The sequence below is a fragment of the Bacillus sp. S/N-304-OC-R1 genome, assembly GCF_019749375.1.
In the GTDB taxonomy this organism is placed as follows: Bacteria; Bacillota; Bacilli; order Bacillales; family Cytobacillaceae; genus Cytobacillus.
On the sequence record NZ_JACWFE010000026.1, the window covers coordinates 1 to 20,788 of the forward strand.

Annotated in this window: 14 protein-coding genes, 1 pseudogene and 2 riboswitches; of the genes and pseudogenes, 1 reads left to right on the forward strand and 14 read right to left on the reverse strand. The window is 37.5% G+C overall.

Going from position 1 to position 20,788, the window contains the following annotated elements; translation table 11 throughout:
• Window positions 1-278 precede the first annotated feature (278 nt).
• The 7 genes from H0173_RS20990 to H0173_RS21020 all read right to left on the reverse strand — a co-directional run bounded on the left by H0173_RS20990 (window position 279) and on the right by H0173_RS21020 (window position 10,182).
• Entirely contained in the window at window positions 279-1,607 is a 1,329-nt protein-coding gene (locus H0173_RS20990; protein ID WP_221848744.1) for an NCS2 family permease, read from the reverse strand.
• Window positions 1,608-1,761: 154 nt separating this feature from the next.
• Window positions 1,762-1,863, reverse strand: a riboswitch (purine riboswitch).
• A gap of 101 nt (window positions 1,864-1,964) precedes the next feature.
• The gene (gene guaA, locus H0173_RS20995; protein ID WP_221848813.1) at window positions 1,965-3,485 is read right to left on the reverse strand and encodes a glutamine-hydrolyzing GMP synthase; all 1,521 of its coding nucleotides are present in this window, start codon (window positions 3,483-3,485) and stop codon (window positions 1,965-1,967) included.
• 205 nt (window positions 3,486-3,690) lie between these two features.
• Window positions 3,691-3,792, reverse strand: a riboswitch (purine riboswitch).
• 71 nt (window positions 3,793-3,863) lie between these two features.
• Window positions 3,864-6,077, reverse strand: coding sequence for a transglutaminase TgpA family protein (locus H0173_RS21000; protein ID WP_221848745.1), 2,214 nt, complete (start codon window positions 6,075-6,077; stop codon window positions 3,864-3,866).
• Window positions 6,074-7,288 (reverse strand): DUF58 domain-containing protein, encoded by a 1,215-nt coding sequence (locus tag H0173_RS21005; RefSeq protein WP_221848746.1) that lies wholly within the window; start codon window positions 7,286-7,288, stop codon window positions 6,074-6,076. The genes H0173_RS21000 and H0173_RS21005 overlap by 4 nt, the downstream gene beginning before the upstream one ends.
• A gap of 1 nt (window position 7,289) precedes the next feature.
• Window positions 7,290-8,246, reverse strand: coding sequence for an AAA family ATPase (locus H0173_RS21010; RefSeq protein WP_221848747.1), 957 nt, complete (start codon window positions 8,244-8,246; stop codon window positions 7,290-7,292).
• A 491-nt stretch (window positions 8,247-8,737) separates the two neighbouring features.
• Window positions 8,738-9,868 carry a vWA domain-containing protein gene (locus tag H0173_RS21015; protein WP_221848748.1) on the reverse strand — a complete coding sequence of 377 codons (1,131 nt, stop codon included), beginning with the start codon at window positions 9,866-9,868 and terminating at the stop codon, window positions 8,738-8,740.
• Window positions 9,869-9,942: 74 nt separating this feature from the next.
• A complete protein-coding gene (locus H0173_RS21020; RefSeq protein ID WP_221848749.1) occupies window positions 9,943-10,182 on the reverse strand; it encodes a hypothetical protein in 240 nt (79 codons plus the stop codon).
• Between the two features lie 320 nt (window positions 10,183-10,502).
• Here H0173_RS21020 and H0173_RS21025 point away from each other — a divergent pair, with 320 nt between their 5' ends.
• Window positions 10,503-12,434 (forward strand): DUF2207 domain-containing protein, encoded by a 1,932-nt coding sequence (locus H0173_RS21025; RefSeq protein WP_221848750.1) that lies wholly within the window; start codon window positions 10,503-10,505, stop codon window positions 12,432-12,434.
• A 90-nt stretch (window positions 12,435-12,524) separates the two neighbouring features.
• On the opposite strand, the gene H0173_RS21030 is transcribed toward H0173_RS21025, so the two are convergent.
• The 7 genes and pseudogenes from H0173_RS21030 to H0173_RS21060 all read right to left on the reverse strand — a co-directional run.
• Window positions 12,525-12,677 (reverse strand): hypothetical protein, encoded by a 153-nt coding sequence (locus H0173_RS21030; RefSeq protein ID WP_221848751.1) that lies wholly within the window; start codon window positions 12,675-12,677, stop codon window positions 12,525-12,527.
• Between the two features lie 369 nt (window positions 12,678-13,046).
• The gene (locus H0173_RS21035) at window positions 13,047-14,747 is read right to left on the reverse strand and encodes a transglutaminase domain-containing protein (RefSeq protein ID WP_221848752.1); all 1,701 of its coding nucleotides are present in this window, start codon (window positions 14,745-14,747) and stop codon (window positions 13,047-13,049) included.
• 232 nt (window positions 14,748-14,979) lie between these two features.
• Window positions 14,980-16,389, reverse strand: a complete 1,410-nt coding sequence (locus H0173_RS21040) for a VWA domain-containing protein (protein WP_221848753.1) — start codon at window positions 16,387-16,389, stop codon at window positions 14,980-14,982.
• A 500-nt stretch (window positions 16,390-16,889) separates the two neighbouring features.
• Entirely contained in the window at window positions 16,890-17,102 is a 213-nt protein-coding gene (locus H0173_RS21045; protein ID WP_221848754.1) for a hypothetical protein, read from the reverse strand.
• A 718-nt stretch (window positions 17,103-17,820) separates the two neighbouring features.
• Entirely contained in the window at window positions 17,821-18,303 is a 483-nt protein-coding gene (gene tnpA / locus H0173_RS21050) for an IS200/IS605 family transposase (RefSeq protein WP_221848755.1), read from the reverse strand.
• 177 nt (window positions 18,304-18,480) lie between these two features.
• Window positions 18,481-19,506, reverse strand: a complete 1,026-nt coding sequence (locus H0173_RS21055; RefSeq protein WP_221848756.1) for an ABC transporter substrate-binding protein — start codon at window positions 19,504-19,506, stop codon at window positions 18,481-18,483.
• Window positions 19,507-19,680: 174 nt separating this feature from the next.
• Window positions 19,681-20,487: pseudogene (locus H0173_RS21060) on the reverse strand (pentapeptide repeat-containing protein); the annotation flags it as partial.
• Window positions 20,488-20,788: the final 301 nt, after the last annotated feature.

The following is a 20,788-nucleotide window of genomic DNA, read 5'->3' on the forward strand; positions in this document are numbered from 1 at the left end:
TTTTAAGTAAAAAGACTAAAACGTTGACGTTTCTGCTTTGTTTAGTTTTCAAAGAACTATTACGCCGTCCAAAGGCGACTTTATTAATATATCATTTCTCAATCGCTAAGTCAATAACTTTTTCACTTCTAAAATATTACCTCGTTTAACGACTGTTTTTATATAATAACACCTTACACTTTTTGAGTCAACCCAAAATTTAAGCTGTCTTTTTTCCACTTTATTAAATGCTCCTAACAATAAAAAACGGAGACCCTATTAGATCTCCGTTCACTACATTACTTTAAGAAAATGAAATATAAGACAAATATAACAAAGAAGAAATACATGATTGGATGAATATCTTTTGCACGTCCTTTTACAATCATTGTAATTGGATAAAAGATAAATCCAACTGCAATACCTGTTGCAATACTATAAGTAAGAGGCATCGCAACCATTGTAAAAAACGCTGGTACTGCAATCTCAAATTTCGACCAATCAATTTTTCCTAAAGATGAAACCATCAATATCCCAACGATTATTAATGCAGGCGCTGTAACCGGTGCAGTAATAACTGATAATACTGGGAAGAAGAATAAAGAAAGAATAAATAGCGCTGCAGTTACAAGTGATGCAAATCCCGTTCTTGCCCCAGCCGCAACCCCAGCAGTTGATTCTACAAAAGAAGTTACTGTTGATGTTCCAAGAATTGATCCAGAAATAGTAGCAATTGAATCAGAAATCAATGCTTTACCTGCACGTGGTAATTTATTATCTTTTACAAATCCAGCTTGGTTCGCAACTGCAACTAAAGTTCCTGCATTATCGAAGAAATCAACGAATAAAAACGTTAAGATGACTCCAAGCATTGTTGTTGTATAAAATGAACTGTCTCCAAAAGAAGAAAATAAAGCGCCAAACGTTGGTTCAATACTTGGAACCTTGTCTACAATTTTATGAGGAACATCAATTAATCCGAAAATCATACCAACAATAGAAGTGATGATCATTCCATAAAATACTCCGGCCTTGACACCCTTCACCATCAAGATAATCGTTACGATTAATCCAAAGATCGCTAATAGTGTATTACCGTTCGTAAAATCCCCTAAACCTACAAGAGTAGCATCATTATTTACGATAATCCCAGCACTTTGCATTCCGATGAATGCGATAAATAATCCAATTCCCGCTCCAACCGCTAATTTCAGCTCAATTGGAATAGCATTTATTAATTTTTCACGAAGTCCTGTTAGTGTTAAAAGTAAGAAGAATACGCCTGAAATAAAAACTGCTGCAAGTGCATGCTGCCAAGGGCTTCCATTAACAAGTACTACCGTATAAGCAAAAAACGCATTAAGTCCAAGACCAGGCGCAAGACTCAAAGGATACCTTGCCACTAATCCCATAATAATCGAACCAATAACAGCAGATAGAGCAGTAGCAACGAATACTGCACCATAATCCATTCTCAGCGCCTCTGGATAGTCTGTTACAGATTGAAGAGTTAGCGTCATTGGATTAACAACCAAAATATATGCCATCGCTAGAAATGTAGTGAAACCACCTAATATTTCACGGCGATAATTTGTTCCAAGTTCTTCAAACTGGAAATACTTTTTCATCTTTCTTCCCCCTAGAAGTTTGTTACTAGTTTTTTACTAACTAAAACAAAAATACGCCCTAGCTGATAACTAGAGCGTTGACGACAAAGTATGGGCCAATCATTAACAGAGGAAATAAAAAGTAAACATAAAAACAGTAATCAATCCTCGTATAAATGAAAGACACTTACCTCGTAGTCAAGCTATTATCGGTAGCTCGGTAGAAACTTCTGGACCATATTTCCAGAATTATACGATGTAAAAAACATATATTTAATTTACTTTTTTATTGTAACAGCAGGACAAAAGTCCGTCAATACAAAAAGCGAACATTTTCATGTTCACTTTTTGTATTGTTCGTATATTTTATGTTTTTCCTTATTCCCACTCAATTGTAGCAGGTGGCTTGCTTGTAATATCATACACAACGCGGTTAACATGACTAACTTCATTAACTATTCTTGATGAGATGACCTCAAGAACATCCCATGGAATTCTAGCCCAGTCTGAAGTCATACCGTCAATTGAAGTAACGGCACGGATACCAATTGTGTAATCATAAGTACGGGCATCGCCCATAACCCCTACACTTCTGATGTTAGGCAACACAGTGAAATACTGCCAAATATCACGATCTAAGCCAGCTTTTTTAATTTCTTCACGCAAAATATAATCAGATTCACGAACAATTTCAAGCTTTTCATCCGTAATTTCTCCTAAAACACGGATTCCTAAGCCTGGGCCCGGGAATGGCTGTCTCCAAACAATTTCATCTGGAATTCCAAGCTCTGTTCCTAGTGCACGCACTTCATCTTTAAATAATGTGTTTAACGGCTCGATAAGCTTAAATTGCATATCCTCAGGAAGACCACCTACATTGTGATGAGACTTGATTGTTTGAGCAGTAGCTGTTCCACTTTCAATAATATCTGTGTAAAGAGTTCCTTGTGCTAAAAACTCAATGCCTTCAAGCTTTGCAGCTTCATCATCGAATACATAAATGAACTCATTACCAATAATTTTACGTTTTTGTTCTGGATCAGACACACCACTTAATTTATTTAAGAAGCGTTCTTGTGCATCTACTTTAATGACATTCATATGGAAGCCTTCAGCAAATGTTTTCATTACACCTTCTGCTTCCCCTTTGCGAAGCAAGCCATGATCAACGAAAATACATGTTAGCTGATCACCGATCGCTTTATGGATAAGAACAGCAACAACCGAAGAATCAACACCGCCGCTCAATGCACAAAGAACTTTTTTATCGCCAACCAATTGACGAATCTTTTCCATTTCTACTTCAATAAAATTCCCCATTGACCAGTCGCCTTTGCACCCGCAAACACCGAATACGAAATTCTTCAAAATATCATTTCCGTAAACTGAATGAAGAACCTCTGGGTGGAATTGAACTGCATACATCCCGCGCTCTTCATTGCTCATTGCAGCAATTGGACATGATGGATTCACTCCATCTACTGTAAATCCATTTGGAGCTTCGACTACTAAATCTCCATGGCTCATCCAAACTGTTTGAACAGAAGGAAGATTAGCAAAAAGCTTTGATTCGTTTTCAATTTTCAGCTCAGCCTTACCATACTCACGGTTTTTGGCCTTTTCAACCTTACCGTCGAAATGCATAGTCATTAACTGCATTCCATAGCAAATTCCGAAAATAGGCAAACCAAGCTCGAAAATTTTCTCATCGCAACGGAAAGCTCCCTCTTCATATACACTGTTCGGACCGCCAGAGAAAATAATCCCTTTCGGATTCATTTCCTTAATTTCCTCAGCTGTAATTGTATGAGGGTGTAATTCACTATACACACCAAATTCTCTAATTCTGCGTGTAATTAACTGATTGTACTGACTACCAAAATCTAATACAACGATCATTTCTTGTCCTTCTAGTTTCGCCGTCAAGCTGTTCACCCCATTAGTTAAATTAAACACCATTTAATATGAATAGTGTTCTCTATTACATAAAAATTAACGCAAATACAATTTATAAAACGATGCAGCAATAAAAAATAAAAAACCAGAATCTGCTCCCCCGAAATTGGCGAAGGCAGACATTCTGGTTTCAAAAAACACGAAAAAGCATAGAAATATCTGCCTTCATAGTCAAATCATTTACGGTGATCTGGTAGAGACTTTCGAACCATATTATCGAGGATATATGAAGGTTTACATTCAATTTTTTTATTCTTGAGTAACTCCAAAATATTTGTCGCAGATTAATGAACCTATTGTATCAACAGATTATTTTTTCGGTCAAGCTATTGTTTTTTTAATTAAATTTTCCCACAATTCTTTCGTTTCTTTCCAGCTGCCTTCTGCGATTTCCCCTCGATAGAGTAACTTTTCATAACGTGCAGTTAATCGGCTCATTTCACTTGTAGAGAAGAAACGATCAACGTATTGCGCATAGTCACGGAGAGTTTGTCCTTCCTTCCGATGTAAACCATAGCGCTGCAGCTCACCTAGTAAAAGCATATAAGCCTTTGGAAAATTATCGTCCTTTCTTGTCCATTTAAATCTTAATGCTAAGTAATACGGAAGCCATTTGCCACGAGAACGGTAAACAAGGCTGACTACTAGAGCTATTGTGATAATTGACCCTAAAACCCACCTCCATGTTTTTCCAACGAATCCTTTAACAGACTGAGTAAGCTGTTTGAACGAAAACGATGAAGCCGCTTTTTCTGTTTTTTCCTCGGCAAGTTCCGGCTTTTCTTGTTCTTCCGGTTTTGGCTGATTCGTTTGAGTTTGAGTATTCGTTTGTGATGGCTGATCAAAATTAAACTGAACATTATTCGAGAAGCCTTGAGTAGGCTCAAACGGAACCCATCCTATATTCGGGAAATACACTTCTACCCATGAATGAGCATTATTATTCGTAACTTCAAAAATCCGGCGGCTATTTTCGCCTAGCCCTTTAAAATCACCCTCCGTATACCCTTTTACCCATCTTGCCGGTATACCAAGCGATCTAACAAGCACAACCATAGAAGAAGAGAAGTTGTCGCAATACCCGCGTTTTGTATCAAACAGGAACTGATCCACATAATCATCCTCAGCACTTGGGACAGCTACATCTTTTTGATCATATACATAACCATTCTTTTTAAAATATGACTCAATCTCCCGTACTTGTTCAAACCAGGTTTTCTTGCCCTCTGTAATGGACAGCGCTAATTCTCGGACCCTTAAAGGAAGATCATTAGGCAGCTGTGTATATCTATGAACGAAATCATTACTGAGCAAATTTCCCCCTTCAGAACTAGCTTCCATGAGAGCCGTCACACTATATTTAGGCACATCATACACAACCGAATAGTTTAAAAACGCAACTGGCCTTCCGTCTGAAAATGTATTAATTTTTTCGGTGATATTTTCTATTTCGAAAGAACTCCAAGTATATAAAGGCGTCTCGACTTTTTTAATACCTAGAGGATAGACAATATGACGATAGTCCATTAATGAATTAATATTGGCCGTTTCTTCAGCCTTTTTGATACCTTCACTATCTAGAAAAGATGTAATTGGTACCTCATCCTCTGGACGAAATGAAGTCATTACGTCTCTAGGACCGGAAGTAACCCATCCTTTTCCGGTATACACATCCTTTGTTTCTACCTTCCAATATTGTCGTGATTCAACTTCTGCACGAAACACAAGCTGATTATCACCGACAAATGGGCCGCCAAGCTCAGAATCGTCCAGGCCATAGCCAATCTTTTGGACCCCTCCACCCTCATTTCCGCTTCCATTTGCATACGATTTAATAAACGGAACAGGGTCTGGCCATATTGGTCCAGCCTTAGGTGCTGCAAATCCAAAGGACACACTGATGACAATCATGACAATAAGCGGTGTTAGCCATTTACGGGAAAGCCCAGACTTTCTTTGGATGGCTTCATTGTCTGTAAGTCTATAAAAAGTAAGCATCCCTAAGATCGCAAATCCGGAAATAATCGTTCTGACAATGGCTGCTCCTGCTTCATAAGTACTAAACGTGTCCAGTACTGTAATATAGACTAAAGTCATAAAAAAGAAGATGAACATTTGTCTTCTTGCGATGAGCCAATATTGGATTAAATACGTCATTAGCCAAAGTAGGACAAAAAACAGGAAGCTTCTAAATAAATTAGTTAAACTTGACCAGTCCTGTGCCGCCAGCATCTGAAGGTTTTTCCAAAAATCTGCTATAAAGTCACCTATCCATTTTGTTTGAAAAAAAGGACCTTCAAAATATAAGAAATGCAATAAATAAATCATTAACAGCCATTTAACGGAACCGCTGATTAACATTCGTGTTCCAAAAAAGGAAAATAACAAACATACTGCGCTAAAAATGAGAAATACCCATATATAAGATGTATCAGTTAATTGTTCAACTGGCCTGATCCACTCCCATAGGAGAAGGAATCCTAATGTATATAGCAAGAATGTTGCTAAATCCTTTTGACCTTTTTGAATTCTCACGCTCGAGCCACCTCCGAAAAGACAGCCTTAAAGTTACCATTGTGAACTAAAACAACCCGAACCCCTCTTGCATTTGCAGCAGACTTAAGTGACAGTTCATTTTGCGAAAGTGATTCCATTTCGTTTTTTATGATAAAAATGGTCACCGTGCCGCTTTTTGAAATGAGTAACCCCGCTTTTTCAATCACATTTCTCGTCAGCTGTGAGGTGATTAGCATTAAAGTGTTTTTCTGCAGCTGAAACCCTTCTGCTTCTAGCACACGATCAATCGAAACAGGACTATTATCTCTTACTTTCGCCAAATGATAGAATAATTGCATCATCTGTTTCTCCCCGCCTCTAATCGGTATGGAGATTCTCTCAGCTGAAGAAGAAAGAAAACCTACCTGAGCACCTTTCTGGAGAATTGCTCTAGCAAGGGAAGCAGAAAAGGAAACAATCGCTTCAAAACTGCTGCTTGGTGCACAATCCATTAAGATAAATACATCATGGGATTGTCTTTGCTCGAATTCCTTTGTCATAATATCGTTTCGCTTCGCTGTAGCCTTCCAGTTTATCCATGAAAAACGGTCTCCAGGCTGATACTCCCTAATCCCAATGGCCATAGAAGTATCCCTTTGTACTCGCTCCTTTGAAGCTGTCATTCCCTGGTCATAATGATTATCAAATGGCCTGTAAATCAGATCTTCATAAGCTGGATAGACCATGATTTTTTGATTCGTTTGGAAATGGATTTCTTTTTCAATTAAGCCAAGCGGATCACCAGTTTTCAGCCGTATCGTGGGAAAATGATGTTCTCCCCTTAATAACCCATGAATTTCAAATTCCAAAACCATTTCCTTCTTAAACCATGGAAACAAGAATGATTTAGCCCTGTTTCTTTCTTGGGCATAACGAAGCTGATCACTCAGACAATCCTCGATTAATAAATAGAATAAAGGGAAGGACGTCCTCCTTTTCAGCCTAATTTCTACCTTTAATGTTTCACCGGCATTGTATTCATGCTTCTGAAAAACTCGCGTTGCCTCGAATTGATTCAAACTATAAAGGGAAAGAATTAAAGCATAAATCGCAAACGGAAGAAAGCTGTAAAATAAAAACCAGCTGACAAACCCACCTTGGAACATTGCGTACGAAAAGGTAATAATAATCAAGAGATACAAAACGATGAGTTTCCATACCTTTTTAAATGTAGATTTTAAACCTTTCATTCTACTTCACAAGCCTTTTAACAGGTACTGGAGTCCTTGCGATCACGCGATCGACTACTTCATCAGCTGTAATTCCTTCAAACTTTGCCTCTGATTTTAAAATAATCCGGTGAGCGAATACAGCCTGAGCCAAATATTGAATATCATCTGGAAGAACATAATCTCTTCCATACATAAATGCGTACGCCTGCGCTGCCTTCATTAAAGCTAGTGATCCCCTTGGACTGACTCCTAAATAAACATTTTCATGAGTTCTAGTCCGGTTTGCAAGATCAACAATATACCGTTTAATCGTGTCATCCACATGAACTTCTTTAATTTTTTCCTGTAACTCTCTAAGTTCCATTAAATCAATAACAGGCTCCAGCTCGTCAATAGGTCTAGCTCTTTGCGCCCGGTTTAATACTTCAATTTCTTCCGCCATATCTGGATAGCCCATCTTCATTTTTAATAAAAATCGGTCTAATTGAGCTTCAGGTAGAGGATAAGTGCCTTCGTATTCAATTGGGTTTTGAGTAGCCATAACGAAAAACGGCTTATCAAGCTTATGAGTCACACCATCAATGGTGACACTGCTCTCTTCCATTCCCTCTAGCAATGCAGATTGGGTTTTCGGTGAAGTACGGTTAATTTCATCGGCGAGAATGATATTCCCCATTATTGGGCCTGGTCTAAATTGAAACTCCATTTCCTTCGGATTATATATAGAAACACCCGTTACATCTGATGGCAGCAGGTCCGGTGTGAATTGAATTCTTCTAAAATTAGCCCCGACAGATTTTGCAAGGGATCGTACCATCATCGTCTTTCCAACACCTGGTACGTCTTCTAATAGAACATGCCCTTCAGCAAGCAAGGCAATTAAGCTTAATTCTGCCACATTGCGCTTGCCGATCATAACCTTTTCAATATTCTCCAAAACTTTCTCTATCGTATGATGCATGTATTCACGAGTCATATTTTCCTCCTGTAAATAGTTTAATAGATTGTTTATGTTTAATTTTTCCATATACCTATCGTTAATTAATTCGATAAATTTTGTCAAATACCTGTAATATTCTTCTATCTTTTGATGTTAATAACATGGAATGCTTATGAAGGAGATCTAGTTGAGAAGAAAAAAACAATTTTTGCAGATAAAAAAGTTATATATGCAATTACATTTGAGCACCTATCCAATCCATTTACATATGTCTAAGTACTTAGAAATGCGATGATATTAATATTCTCATTTATAGACAAATCTGTAAATAAAAAAGGCGTGGAGTTTACCTATATTTTCCATTTGTAATTAAGATGCAAGCCCCTATAAAAATAGAATCTCCGAATATTCCATTCAGAGATTCCATTGTCCATCTACTATTTTTCCAAATGAATAGATCTTTCTTCTCTTTCAAGAGTGACTGTTGGCAATTCTACCCTTATTGCATTTCTGCCTCCTAAAGAAATCTATTTTTTGCTCTCCTCACGAAGTTTTTCCATTCGTTCGGCCCAATCATTAATTTTATTATCGATTCTATTAACCTCGTTATCAATTTCGTTAAGTTTTTGCTGTTTTAATTGTACATTGACTTGTTCCAGCTTTTCTTTTTGCTCCTCGATCATTTTAACTAACTTATCTTTTTGTTCTTCACTAATCATTTTTTCTATATACATCACATCAATGGCATCTCTAAATCTTCCTTGTTCTACATTAATCGCATAAGAAATTCTCTGTGACATTTTTTCAACATCCATTTGCTGCCAAAGAATCGCAAATGTTCCTTTAGGCGAAGACCATTGCTTGCTAATAATGTCAAGGAAGCCAGGCGGGATCCATTTCTGAATAACGGTATTCTTTAGCTCTTCTGTGTTTTTCGCAGAAAAATATTCACCATTCCCTGCCTCTGCTACTGCTTTTAATTGGTTCTCTTGCTTTGCATCCACATCGAAACCAATAATATTCACCTTACGATTCTCTCGACCTTCCACAAATCGCTTCGCCTCTTCAACCGGATTCCCATCACATATTTCCGCTCCGTCACTTACAATATACAGTGTGATATCCCCATCAATGGACTGGCTTACTCTATTCGCTTTTTGAATAGCACCTGCTAGAGGCGTCCATCCTTTTGCCTCAACACCATCAACCGCTTTAAAAAAGGATTCTTCGTTATATTTTTGCAAAGGATATACCTCATCAATTTTCGAGCAGGATAATTGTTTATCCTTGTTTTCCTGTGATCCGGCATGTCCATAAACATAGAGAGAAACATCACTTGTTGCACCAATGGTTTTGGCAAAGCTTCGAACAGCACTTTTGGCAATTTTCATCTTTTGTTCCCCATCTACATTTAGAAGCATACTGGAGCTGGCATCTAACATGATAATTGCTTTTTTAGCAGCTTTTTCCTGTGTTGCCGATTGCTCTGTTGCTTCCTCAGGCTCAGGCAAGTATGGTTCATCAAACTGCGGCTTAAACGTCATCAATTGCTGGACTACATCCTTATAAGCGCTGTTTCCTAAATAATAGATGAGCGATTTAAAAAGAATCTCTGTATCTTTGGTTTCATTTGTCGTTTCCTGCAAATGAACGGTCAATTCATCTTTAATTTCTTTCAGCGAGTTTATACTTGGCCAAGAGGCAGTTTCTTTATCATATGTAAACTCTTTCGTTAATTGACCTGAGTTGAATTAGCTAAATCTTCAAGTGTTTCTGGAATTTTCAGGGATTCAATTTCCGTTAGGGACACCTCCCCCTTTACTTCCACCTCTTTATGTTCTTCTTCCTTTTCTTTCTCTTGCGGTACTGTCTCATTTTCTACTTCTGGTGTTTCCTCGCTTACCTCTTTTTTGTCGGAACACCCAGTAAGGAATAATAATAAAACACTAAACAATGCTATGGTCCGTTTCAATTATATTCACCTCAATCATTTTTTAACGATTTCATTTATTTACGTTTTAGGCTGCGTAATAGATTCTGTGAAATTCGGACTATTCTTTTGCGCACCTTTAATATTACTGCAAATGTATACTTTTTAGGCTAATTATGGTAGAAACAGGATTTTTGTAATAAATGTCCTATTTCGGGAGATAGGATAAAGGAAAGGAAATCATTTCCTTAACCAGGGATAAAGAATCAAATGAAATCCAATACAGGAAAATGCGGAGAACATCATAAGTCCATACTGTATAATGATCATAATAAAATTAGACAATTAGAAGGAGGGATTCATTGAAAAAGTTCACTATAACCGTATTGACTTCGATTATTATTTTGTTCTTCTCTCATTCTGCACAAGTGGCAGCAAAATCCTTCTTAATTAATCAGGTAGATATCCATGCATTTATTCTAGATAATGGCGATTTATATGTTGAAGAGCTTTTCACTTACGAATTTGAAGGGCAATTTAATGGTACAACTCGGACCATTGGTGTCGATGATCATCAGGGAATTCAATTTTTTGAGGGATATCTTGCACCGCCAAGTACAAACCTATTAAGTTATGATTCGGGGTCCTTTAAACCTCTTAAGGTGGAAAGAGAAAACTTAACTTTTAAAATTCACACCGCCTCTAAGGATGAGACAAAGAAGGTTTTTTATCGTTATTTGATTAAAGGTGCCGTGACAAAATATAAAGATACTGGACAATTTTACTGGCGTTTTTTTGATGAAATGAATGAATCTGATTTGCATCATATAACCATTCGAATGACCTTATATAACGACTCGGATAGGACATTAAAAGGCTATGCTTTTTTACATGACTTAACGGGCGGCAGTCTTGAAAAGTCGAAACAAGACGGCATCATTTATATGAATGAACTGCTGCCTGCTGGAAAGACGGCAGAACTCCGTTTTTTGTTTCCAGAGGATTACTTAAAGAATGCGAGGTTCACAGAAGAGGTTTCTAAGCTTGAAGAATTCTTATTAGAGGAAGAGAAATATCAAAAGTGGTTTGAAAAGAGAACAGCTGTAAGTCCAATTGTAGATGGAATCGATGTGATCCTGTTTATCACTGTTTTCTCTTTACTGTTGGTTACAGTTTTTTACCCGAGAAGAATTATCCGGCTATTTCATAGAGGTTTACCTGTGGAAGAGCTTGAAAAGTTAGACTCCTTCATCTTGGCAAATCTTTACCGCAAAGGCAAACTGCAGCACAGTGACATCATTAGTGCTCTTTTTCGACTATACCAAAAAGGGATTATTTCCATAGGGCAAGAGACAGCCAGGCCCGCTTACTTGGAGGACGAGGAAGCCCCCGATTACACATATCGTTTTACTCTGCTTAAACACGGACAAAAACTGACCCAATACGAACAAGACTTAATTGATTGGCTTTTTGTCACAGTGGATTCAGGCCAAAGAGTTTTTTCCTTAGACGATCTCCCCTTTCCAACCAAAACAGAAAAACAGAAAAATTGGCGATTAGAAGAGGAATATAAACAAGCGGAAGCAGCATTCCACAGTACTTTTAAGAAGTGGAAAGAGACTGTTTTAGCAGATTCGGAGATAAAGAAATATGTGAGAGTCAATCCTATTAGAAAGTGGTTTGTCAGATTGGGTATTCCCCTATGGATTGCTTATTCTCTGTTAAGTACCTGGATGGGCAAGGCAGATCTATTTGATATGCTCCTTATTGTTTTGCTTTTATTAGCTGGTGGAGCTGTTTATTTTCTAAAGAGACATAAACGTTCAGCTCTCTCCATCTATTTATTAGCAGGTTCCCTAGCTACCGGTCTGTTTACCTTTGAAATTTCAGACATGTATGCGATTTTCTCAGCTGCCTGCATCATGATTGCCTTTATCGTACCGGTATATGATATTACTTTGAAGGCTGTACCCTTTTATAAGGGCATAAAGGCATTTAGAAAAACGATTGCGACCGGACAATTTACATTCAAAGTAACTAATTCAGATAAGTGGTTTCAGCATGCCCTTTCTCTAAATCTATTTATTGAATTAAAATACCGATATACTTCTTCATTTTCTGAGAGTGCAGAAGGTTTCTCGCCGATTTTTAAAATCTCTTCAGAAACCGCAGATATTTTTAGCTATCCGCATCATTATTATTACCACAGATACTCTTCGTACAATTCAAGTGGATCATCAGGAAACGGATCGAGTGGAGGATCAGGCGGCGGAGGCGGCGCTGGTGCGTTTTAGACATTATAATGACGATATGTGGAAGAAAAAAATTCCTAAACTATGTAAAAAACCTTGAAGGGCTTTGGTCTCCTTCAAGGTTTTTTGACCTTACTTCTTTTCCAGTTCTTTATACAACTTATCCTGCCATGCTTTCACTTTTGCATAAATTTCATCAGCTGCCCTTTTTGCCTCTGCTTCTTTTTTCGTCCTTATGGATCTAAAGTAGTCATTTCGAAGATCATTGTATTTTCCCTTTTTCAACTTGCTCCTGCTAATTCGGGAAGATACAACACTTCTATTTTCCCTTTTTCAGCTTGCTCCCGCTAATTTGGGAAGATACAATACTTTTATTTTCCCTTTTTCAGCTTACTCCTACTAATTCGGGAAGATACAACACTTTTATTTTCCCTTTTTCAGCTTGCTCCCGCTAATTTGGGAAGATACAACACTTTTATTTTCCCTTTTTCAACTTGCTCCTGCTAATTTGGGAAGATACAACACTTTTATTTTCCTTTTTTCAGCTTACTCCTACTAATTCGGGAAGATACAACACTTTTATTTTCCCTTTTTCAGCTTACTCCTACTAATTGGGGAAGATACAACACTTTTATTTTCCCTTTTCAGCATGCTTTAATAAATCACTCCCGTACGTGTATGAGTTTTATTAAATTGCTCCATATCCGGATCAAAGTATGTGTCAGTAAATTTAGGAACAAATTTGCCATCTTGTAAATATCCTGATCCCCATGTTGGGTCCATGATTAGCCAGCTGCCATCGATATTAGCTTCCACCCATGCATGCTTCCCTGGCCAGAATTGTCCTGCCCTTCCTTCAATCATTCTAGCTTCGATTTGACTTGCCCTTAGGAGTGCAACTGTTAAGTAAGCATAATCTTGGCAAACTCCTGTTTTAAGCTGCAGTGTTTTTAAGGCACTGTCATCCCACTCGAATTCATCATTCTCATATTTTGCGACATCATAGCTGATGTTCTTGGCTACATAATCGTAAATGGCCTTTGCTTTTTCTCGGTCGGAACTTATGCCTGCTGTAAGCTCCTTTACCAGTTCTTTCATTTCAGGTGCATCTGATTGTATTCCTCTGGAAGGAAGAAGATCCCGTTCATCTTTAAGAGCTTTGGATTCTACCTCGAACTGCGCAAAACCAAAGTATCGGAAGTAATCACTGTTCTCCTCTTTAATTTCAGGTACGCTTACCGTAATATCATATGTACCTGGACCAAATCGTAAATAAAACGAGTCATCGAACTTAAAATTCTTAACAGGGATGACATCTAATGCTTCATCCTCACCCTTTTTTGATGTGATGTAAATATGTGTGGTTTCCGCTGCAAACTCAGCTTTAGGGTCAATGGAACCTTTAACATTAAAAATCCCATCTGACTCTTCACCTCCAAATAGTGGATACTCCAGTGAAACTCCCCGCTCTATATACGTCTTCGAAAACTCGATTGGCTGCATTACACGGTCAGACTTGTTATCTATTAAAATTGTTGTGGCCGTTTGGTAATAATTCTCCCGTTCTTTGTCAGGAACTAACACTTCAAGCTCATGTACGCCTTCCCCATAAAATAAAGGGACATCATATGAGAATTTCCCATCTTTTATTGAAATGACATGCTTCCATGTTTCTGAATCTTTATGGAGTGTAATCATTAAGGTATCACTATCAGTCAATTTGCCTGCCTTGCCTTTTAACTGAAAAATCTCTTCTTCCTCCACATAGCTCGAATCTAAATTTACTGCTAAATCTGCTTCTCGGCCAAACTTTGTATACGTGAGATCCCGCTGAAGATCAGGATTCACATTAAATACTTCAAATTCAGCTGTATCATAAAAATAATTATCTCGGTCTGTACTCGGGAGTTGAACAGTTATGCGGTATTCTCCTTCTCCATTAAAAAAGTGAATGGCCTGCTTAAATTTCCCCTCTTCAATAGGAGTGAAGTATTCATGCTTATCTCCCGCAGGGCCTCTATCTTTAGAGTAAACTTTGATCCAAGCATAATCCGATTTTAAAAGAGTGTGCTTTTCAATTTCCCCTTCAACCATCACTACCCCATTAACAGCAAATTTCTTATGTTCAGGGTTTTTAAAGGTTACACCAATCTCTTCACTATAAGAAGACAGCTCAATTGGTTCGAATTCAATTTCCTTATTTTTTTCCTCTGCCAGCTTTTCATATTTATTTTCTTCCTTTTTAGGAGCTTTCGTCTCTGAATCACTTGGACTAGCATCGCTGCAAGCTGAAAGGATCAAAAAGGAGCTTAAAAAACTAAATAAAATCGTAAAAAAATTAATTTTCCTATTCATTGCTCTGCCTCCAAATTTATCATTAAGGTTATTAAAATAAACCGGTTGTATACAGTTAAATTTACGTTTTACCAAGGGTTTAGTTCCTAAGGATAAATTCCTCTTTTTTACATAGATGATATGACTAAAGGATTACTTTTTCTGTAAAAACAAAAAACCGATAGGTGATTCCTACCGGTAAAAGGGATATACGCTAATAAATAATTCCGATATTTTGGTTAAAGAACTGGAACTATGGATTCTTTCTGTCAACTTGGGTTTCATACTTTTGAATAATTTCGTTTATCACATTCTCAGAGTATTCTTCCGTAAGTTTTCTCAATTCTTTCTCTATTTGTTTTCCAATTTCTATAGCTAAACTATATCTTTCCCTACGTTTATCAGATAATCGCTGGCGCGCTTCTGCGCTAATTTGCTCATGATCCCTTAGATCACTGAAAAGATGAAGAATATTCATATCTTCATTATTATTTGCTCTACTCCAATCAATGCTAAACGATGGTATATTTTTAAGAAATTGATCGTATTTGTTTGAATTAACATTATTAATAGCGTCCGTTTTCCACTCTTCCCATTTTCTTGCCATAGTTTCTGCCCTTTGCAGTTCTTTCTTTAATTCCTGTCCATTCCTTGCATCACTATAAATCCCTTTAGACGCAGCGGCAACATCCTTTAACTGCTGCTGCCCCTCCGCATCTAAATCAAAGCCAATTACATTTACAATAGGCTGAATATCAGACTCTGCTAGTTTCTTAGCCTCTGTAACAGGATCCCCGCCACAAGTCTCTACCCCGTCACTTACGATATAAATAATATTTGTATTATTATCACTTTTATATGATGATAAATCTTTTTTCGCTTCTTCTATTGCCTTCGCCAGGGGTGTCCAGCCTGCTGGTTTAATTTGGTTTAACGAATTTTTTAATACGTCGGCATCATATGTACCAAGCTCGTAAACAAGCTCATTACTTTTACATGATATTTCTTTATCTTGATTAGATCCGCTTCCCTTATGACCGTAAACTCTAAGAGCAATATTTGCTCCTTCCGGCAACGAGGCTGCAAATTCCTTAATAGAATCCTTTGCAATATTCATCATTGTCTTTCCATCAATGATCTTGCCCATACTTCCGCTTGAATCCAGCAGAATTTGTACATTTAACTGTTCTTTAAATATGTTTTCTTCATCATCAAAATTCGGATTACCTAATGCTTCGATTGCCACCTTGTCTAGTACATCTTCTGGGCTTGGATAATCCTCGTGAAAAAGGGATAATGCCTTTCTCCAATAAAGCTCAATCTCTTGATCGGATGGGGTTTCCCCAAGAGCAGGCAGCTCCTTAAAAATATTTAATATTTTACTTTTTTCTTCCTCTGATAAATTTTCATATTTTTTCCCAGCATAAATCCCTTTAGATGCATGGATAAATTCTGTTTCTGTCAATGTGGGTTCTGGAAGCTCGGCCAATAATTCATCTATCGTTTTGTTCGGTTGCTCTTTATCTTCTTTTTCTTTAAGCTGCTCGACATTAGCCTCTTCAGTATCATTCACTATTAAATCATATTGTTTTTGACTGCATGCTGAGAGAATTAATGAACCTAACAGCATTAAAATTAAATAGATTCGACGACTTCTACCCATTTACAACATACACTCCTTAAAAAAAATTATTAATTTTGCTCGAAGGTTTACACTCGTCATCTTGGGTTTCTAATTAAAGGAACTATTTTTACTTCAAATGCCCGTAATCCGCCTATTTTCATTTTTTCGTTAAACGATTGTATTAAGTTTGCAGGATCTCGATGAACGCCATCTTTCTTAAAACCATCATCAAATTCCTTTATTGTTTTTTTAAAGGCTCCATTAATTTAACTCATAGAATCCTTTAAAAGGGTCATTATCCTTTTTATTGATGCCATTGGGATATTTGCGGGTTCTTTTTAACCTATTAATCATTCTCTGGTAATCACTCATTAATTCGAGTGCCTTAAGGCCTTATTCGTACATCATGGCATTGTACTTTACACATTCGTCTTTTATTGTCTTTAAGATATTATCATCGAAATATCCATGTTCTCTTGTCGCAAAGCGCTGCAAATGACCAAGTGTATGAATAAGACCATCGATTCTCTCACGGTGTCCTAACCAGATGCCTCTAGTTTAGAAGATTTATTGATTAAGCCAGTTTTATGCTGTGTTAACAAGGAGAATACTTCCTTATATGGGGTCATGTTTTTCAACATTTGCGGGACCATTTCCTTCATGGCTCCATGAATCGTCGTATTAAATCTAATTAAGGAGAGTGCCGGAGCCTTTGCCCGTTCAAACGGTACAACATTTCCTTCACAGTCCAAATTAAATATCCAGTGATGCCTTTAAGAATTTATTCATATAGAGTTAGAAAATAATACTCTTTCCCATCAAAATAGGCAAAATCCCACATATCCCACTTTTCTATGAAATTTTTATTCTCTTTAATATTTTTTTCATGTATCTTTGTAGGTTTTATGTTAATCAAATCTACACACTCCCTTGGATAGTGAATTATTTTCGAAACCTATAAAGTCATTTACGCTTGGACTACAGAATAGTTCCTAAGAATAAATTCCTCTTTTTCACTTTTTTGTATGACTTAAGGCCCGAGTTCGTATGATATAAAAAGCTGGTAAGACGATTCCTACCAGCAAAAAAGATATTTCCGTGATATATAGATATTTAGTGTTATTATTCTTGGGCATTTAATTCTTATATGATAGACAACTTATCATTTGCTAGTACTAAAAATTTATAAGGTAACCGCCAATCGCCATGAGAAAAGATGATTGTAGTGGATAAATCTAGAATTATCCCTAGTCCCTGCAGCATCTATTCCAGCAAGCATCACTGCAATAATCCCTAAAACGATAAAAATAAGGATTCCTGTAGAATGTAATTTGAAATAACGACCATCCGTGCAAAACGGGTAGTTTTCTCTGCGGCTGGAAGCCTTTGTTACTGACCAAGCCCTAAAGGGCCACTGAATGGTTCGCCAAGTGTACTACTTCTACTGGCCAGACCTCAAAGGCCTCCATCCTACTTCCGTTTCTTTTTCTGTATCTCTTCACCTGTGAATGGATCAATATATTCCATCATACTCAATTGTTCTGCGACTATATCATCTTGTATCTGATTACGAATGTATTCTTCGATTACCTTCTTGTTTCTTCCGACGGTATCTACATAATATCCAGTACACCAAAATTTTCGGTTCCCGTATCTATATTTCAAGTTGGCGTGTCGATCAAATATCATTAAACTACTTTTCCCTTTTAAATAACCTACAAATGAAGACACACTTATTTTAGGCGGAATACTTACTAACATATGTACATGATCTTTACACGCTGTTGCTTCAATAATCTCCACTCCTTTTCTCTCACATAGAGTACGAAGTGTTTCTCCTATATCCTTTTTGATTTTCCCGTAAATTACTTGCCATCTGTACTTCGGGACAAATACGATGTGATACTTACAATTCCAAGTCGTGTGTGCTAAACTATTAGTGTCTTTTGACATAAGACTCCTCCGTATGCTTGATATTTTGGTTGGCGAACCAAAAATATTTTAGCACCGCGGGGGAGTTCTTTTAATACCACGCTATAAGCTTTTTGGAACCCTAGGCCTAGCCTAGGGTTTTCTTTTCTATAATAATAAAAAAACTGCCATCCATACTGATAGCAGTTTTTTTGTTACTTATTCACCTACAATTTTTGCGCCCTTTAACATTTCTTCAGTCAATGTAATTCCTTCAAGCTCGGCAGCCTTTTTGTTAATCACAAGCTCTAAGTTTTCAGGGAATCCAACTGGAATGTCACTCGGCTTTTTGCCTTTTAGTATATCAACGGCCATTTTACCAGTCGAGTAACCAAGATCATGGTAGTCAAGTCCGTATGAAGCAAAGGCTCCACGCTTAACGGAATCTCCTTCTCCTACAAACATAGGGATTTTCTTGTCGTTTGCTACGGTAATGACAGATTCAAGAGCGGACACAACCGTATTATCCTTTGGAATATAGAATACGTCTGCTCTTCCTACTAATGATTCAGCAGCTTGCTTTACTTCAGAGCTTGTTGATACGGATGTTTCGACTGCTTCTAATCCAATCTCTGCGATTACCTTTTTCGCATTTTCAACGTTCACGACTGAATTGGGTTCACCAGAATTATAGATAATCCCTACTTTTTTCGCATTAGGGATGAACTTTTTAATAGAGTTAATCGTGTTTTTAATCGCATCAGGATGTGTATCAGAAGTACCCGTCACATTCCCGCCTGGCTTTTCAATGCTTTCAACAAGCTTGGCTCCTACAGGATCTGTAATCGCTGTAAATAGAATTGGTATCTCCTTTGTCGCTTGTACAACCGCTTGTGCACTCGGAGTTGCAATTGCTAGAATCACATCATTTCCATCCGCTACTAGGTTTTGTGCAATGGACATATTATTATTCATATCTCCCTGCGCATTCTGATAATCTAGCTTTAAGTTCTTGCCTTCCTCATATCCTGCATCCTTTAATGCTGCAATAAAACCTTCTCTCGCAGCATCTAATGAAGGGTGCTCCACCAGCTGAATAATTCCAACTTTTACTGTTTTCTCTGCCTCTTTACTGCCTCCGCTATTATTTGTGCCACTGCTTCCGCTAGTTTCGCTGCTTTTCGATCCACATGCTGCAAGCAGCATTAACGAAAAACACAATAGGGCCATCCAAATCTTCTTCATTTCATTTCCTCTCCTCTTCTCAAGCTTGCTCTAAAAATTTATTATTAATTTCTAATATTTCGATATTATCACGCCTAATCACCTATAAACAACAGAAAATTCAAAAAATCTTTTTGGCTTTAAAGGGATAAATAAAAAGGCAATAAAAAAACACCTTTGCACTCACAAAGATGTTCATATTAACCAATGGTTCGGAATTTTTAATGAAGCTGGCAGCCTAGTATTCCTATCCCCATTGGCAGAGTTCACTTGTGCCTGTGTAAGAAAGATACTTCCTGTAAGATTGGCCCCGCTCAGATTTGCATCTCTTAAATCCGCACCGATAAAATCGGACATTCTTAAATCCGCATTCCGAAGGTCAGCTGCTATAAGCAAAGCCCCTCTTAAATTAGCACCTTTAAGGTCTGCTCCTTTAAGCTTAGCGCCAATAAGGTCTCTCCCTCTAATCAATTTATTTGCCTGCTTGTTATTCGATACTTTCCTGCGAACAAGTTCGCTTGTCTGCAGAAGGAGTTCATTCACACCTGCTCGATGTGCCGGAATATCTAGTTCCATAATGGATGTAGGATTTAAATAGGTTAGACTTTCTGTTTCCTCAAAAGCAGCTTGTAACTTCTCATGGATAGGTTTAGCTTCTTCTAAATGTAGTGCCTCATCTAAGTAAGATAGCATCTCATGAAGCTGCTGCATGACAGGAAATACGTCAAACATTTCATTAGCTATCTCGGGATGCTCCCGCCAATCATTGCCATCGTATGTGATCTGAGATACCTTCTGCCCTGCACCGAAGCATTCATAAACAGTACAGCCCCGAAAACCTTTTTCTCTTAAGCTGCTATGAATACTGCAGCGATAATCAGCCTGCAAATTGGAACAAGGCTTGCCCCCATCTTTTTTAAATGCAAAATCCGCACACTTTGCATACGGAAGAGCTACACAGCATAGAGCATAGCAATTTTCACAATCTGCTTTTAAGTTATTTAGTTTAGTATTAGCCGTTAATGAATGTCATAACTTACACTTCCTTAATAAAACGGATGTCGGATTAAACGCCGTTCTTACATTTTATTGGTTAACTCGTGATTAATATTAGCACGATTAGATGATTGATAAAACTTATTTATATTCAAGAGATTCTCCTTCACGGGGACAATGGACCTGTCCCTTTGTCCCCTTACTTAAATTTCACAGTACTCAATACTTGTCCATTTCAAATAGAGCTGGACCTGCATATCTTGTACCAATAACTACATTTCCTTATTTAATAATGAGACAAAAATAA

Bases quoted from the DNA above. Each gene is read 5' to 3' on its own strand.
- H0173_RS20990 (WP_221848744.1), bottom strand. From the start codon at position 1,607: ATGAAAAAGTATTTCCAGTTTGAAGAACTTGGAACAAATTATCGCCGT.
- guaA (WP_221848813.1), bottom strand. From the start codon at position 3,485: ATGATCGTTGTATTAGATTTTGGTAGTCAGTACAATCAGTTAATTACA.
- H0173_RS21005 (WP_221848746.1), bottom strand. From the start codon at position 7,288: ATGAAAGGTTTAAAATCTACATTTAAAAAGGTATGGAAACTCATCGTT.
- H0173_RS21010 (WP_221848747.1), bottom strand. From the start codon at position 8,246: ATGACTCGTGAATACATGCATCATACGATAGAGAAAGTTTTGGAGAAT.
- H0173_RS21035 (WP_221848752.1), bottom strand. From the start codon at position 14,747: ATGAATAGGAAAATTAATTTTTTTACGATTTTATTTAGTTTTTTAAGC.
- H0173_RS21040 (WP_221848753.1), bottom strand. From the start codon at position 16,389: ATGGGTAGAAGTCGTCGAATCTATTTAATTTTAATGCTGTTAGGTTCA.
- tnpA (WP_221848755.1), bottom strand. From the start codon at position 18,303: ATGTCAAAAGACACTAATAGTTTAGCACACACGACTTGGAATTGTAAG.
- H0173_RS21055 (WP_221848756.1), bottom strand. From the start codon at position 19,506: ATGAAGAAGATTTGGATGGCCCTATTGTGTTTTTCGTTAATGCTGCTT.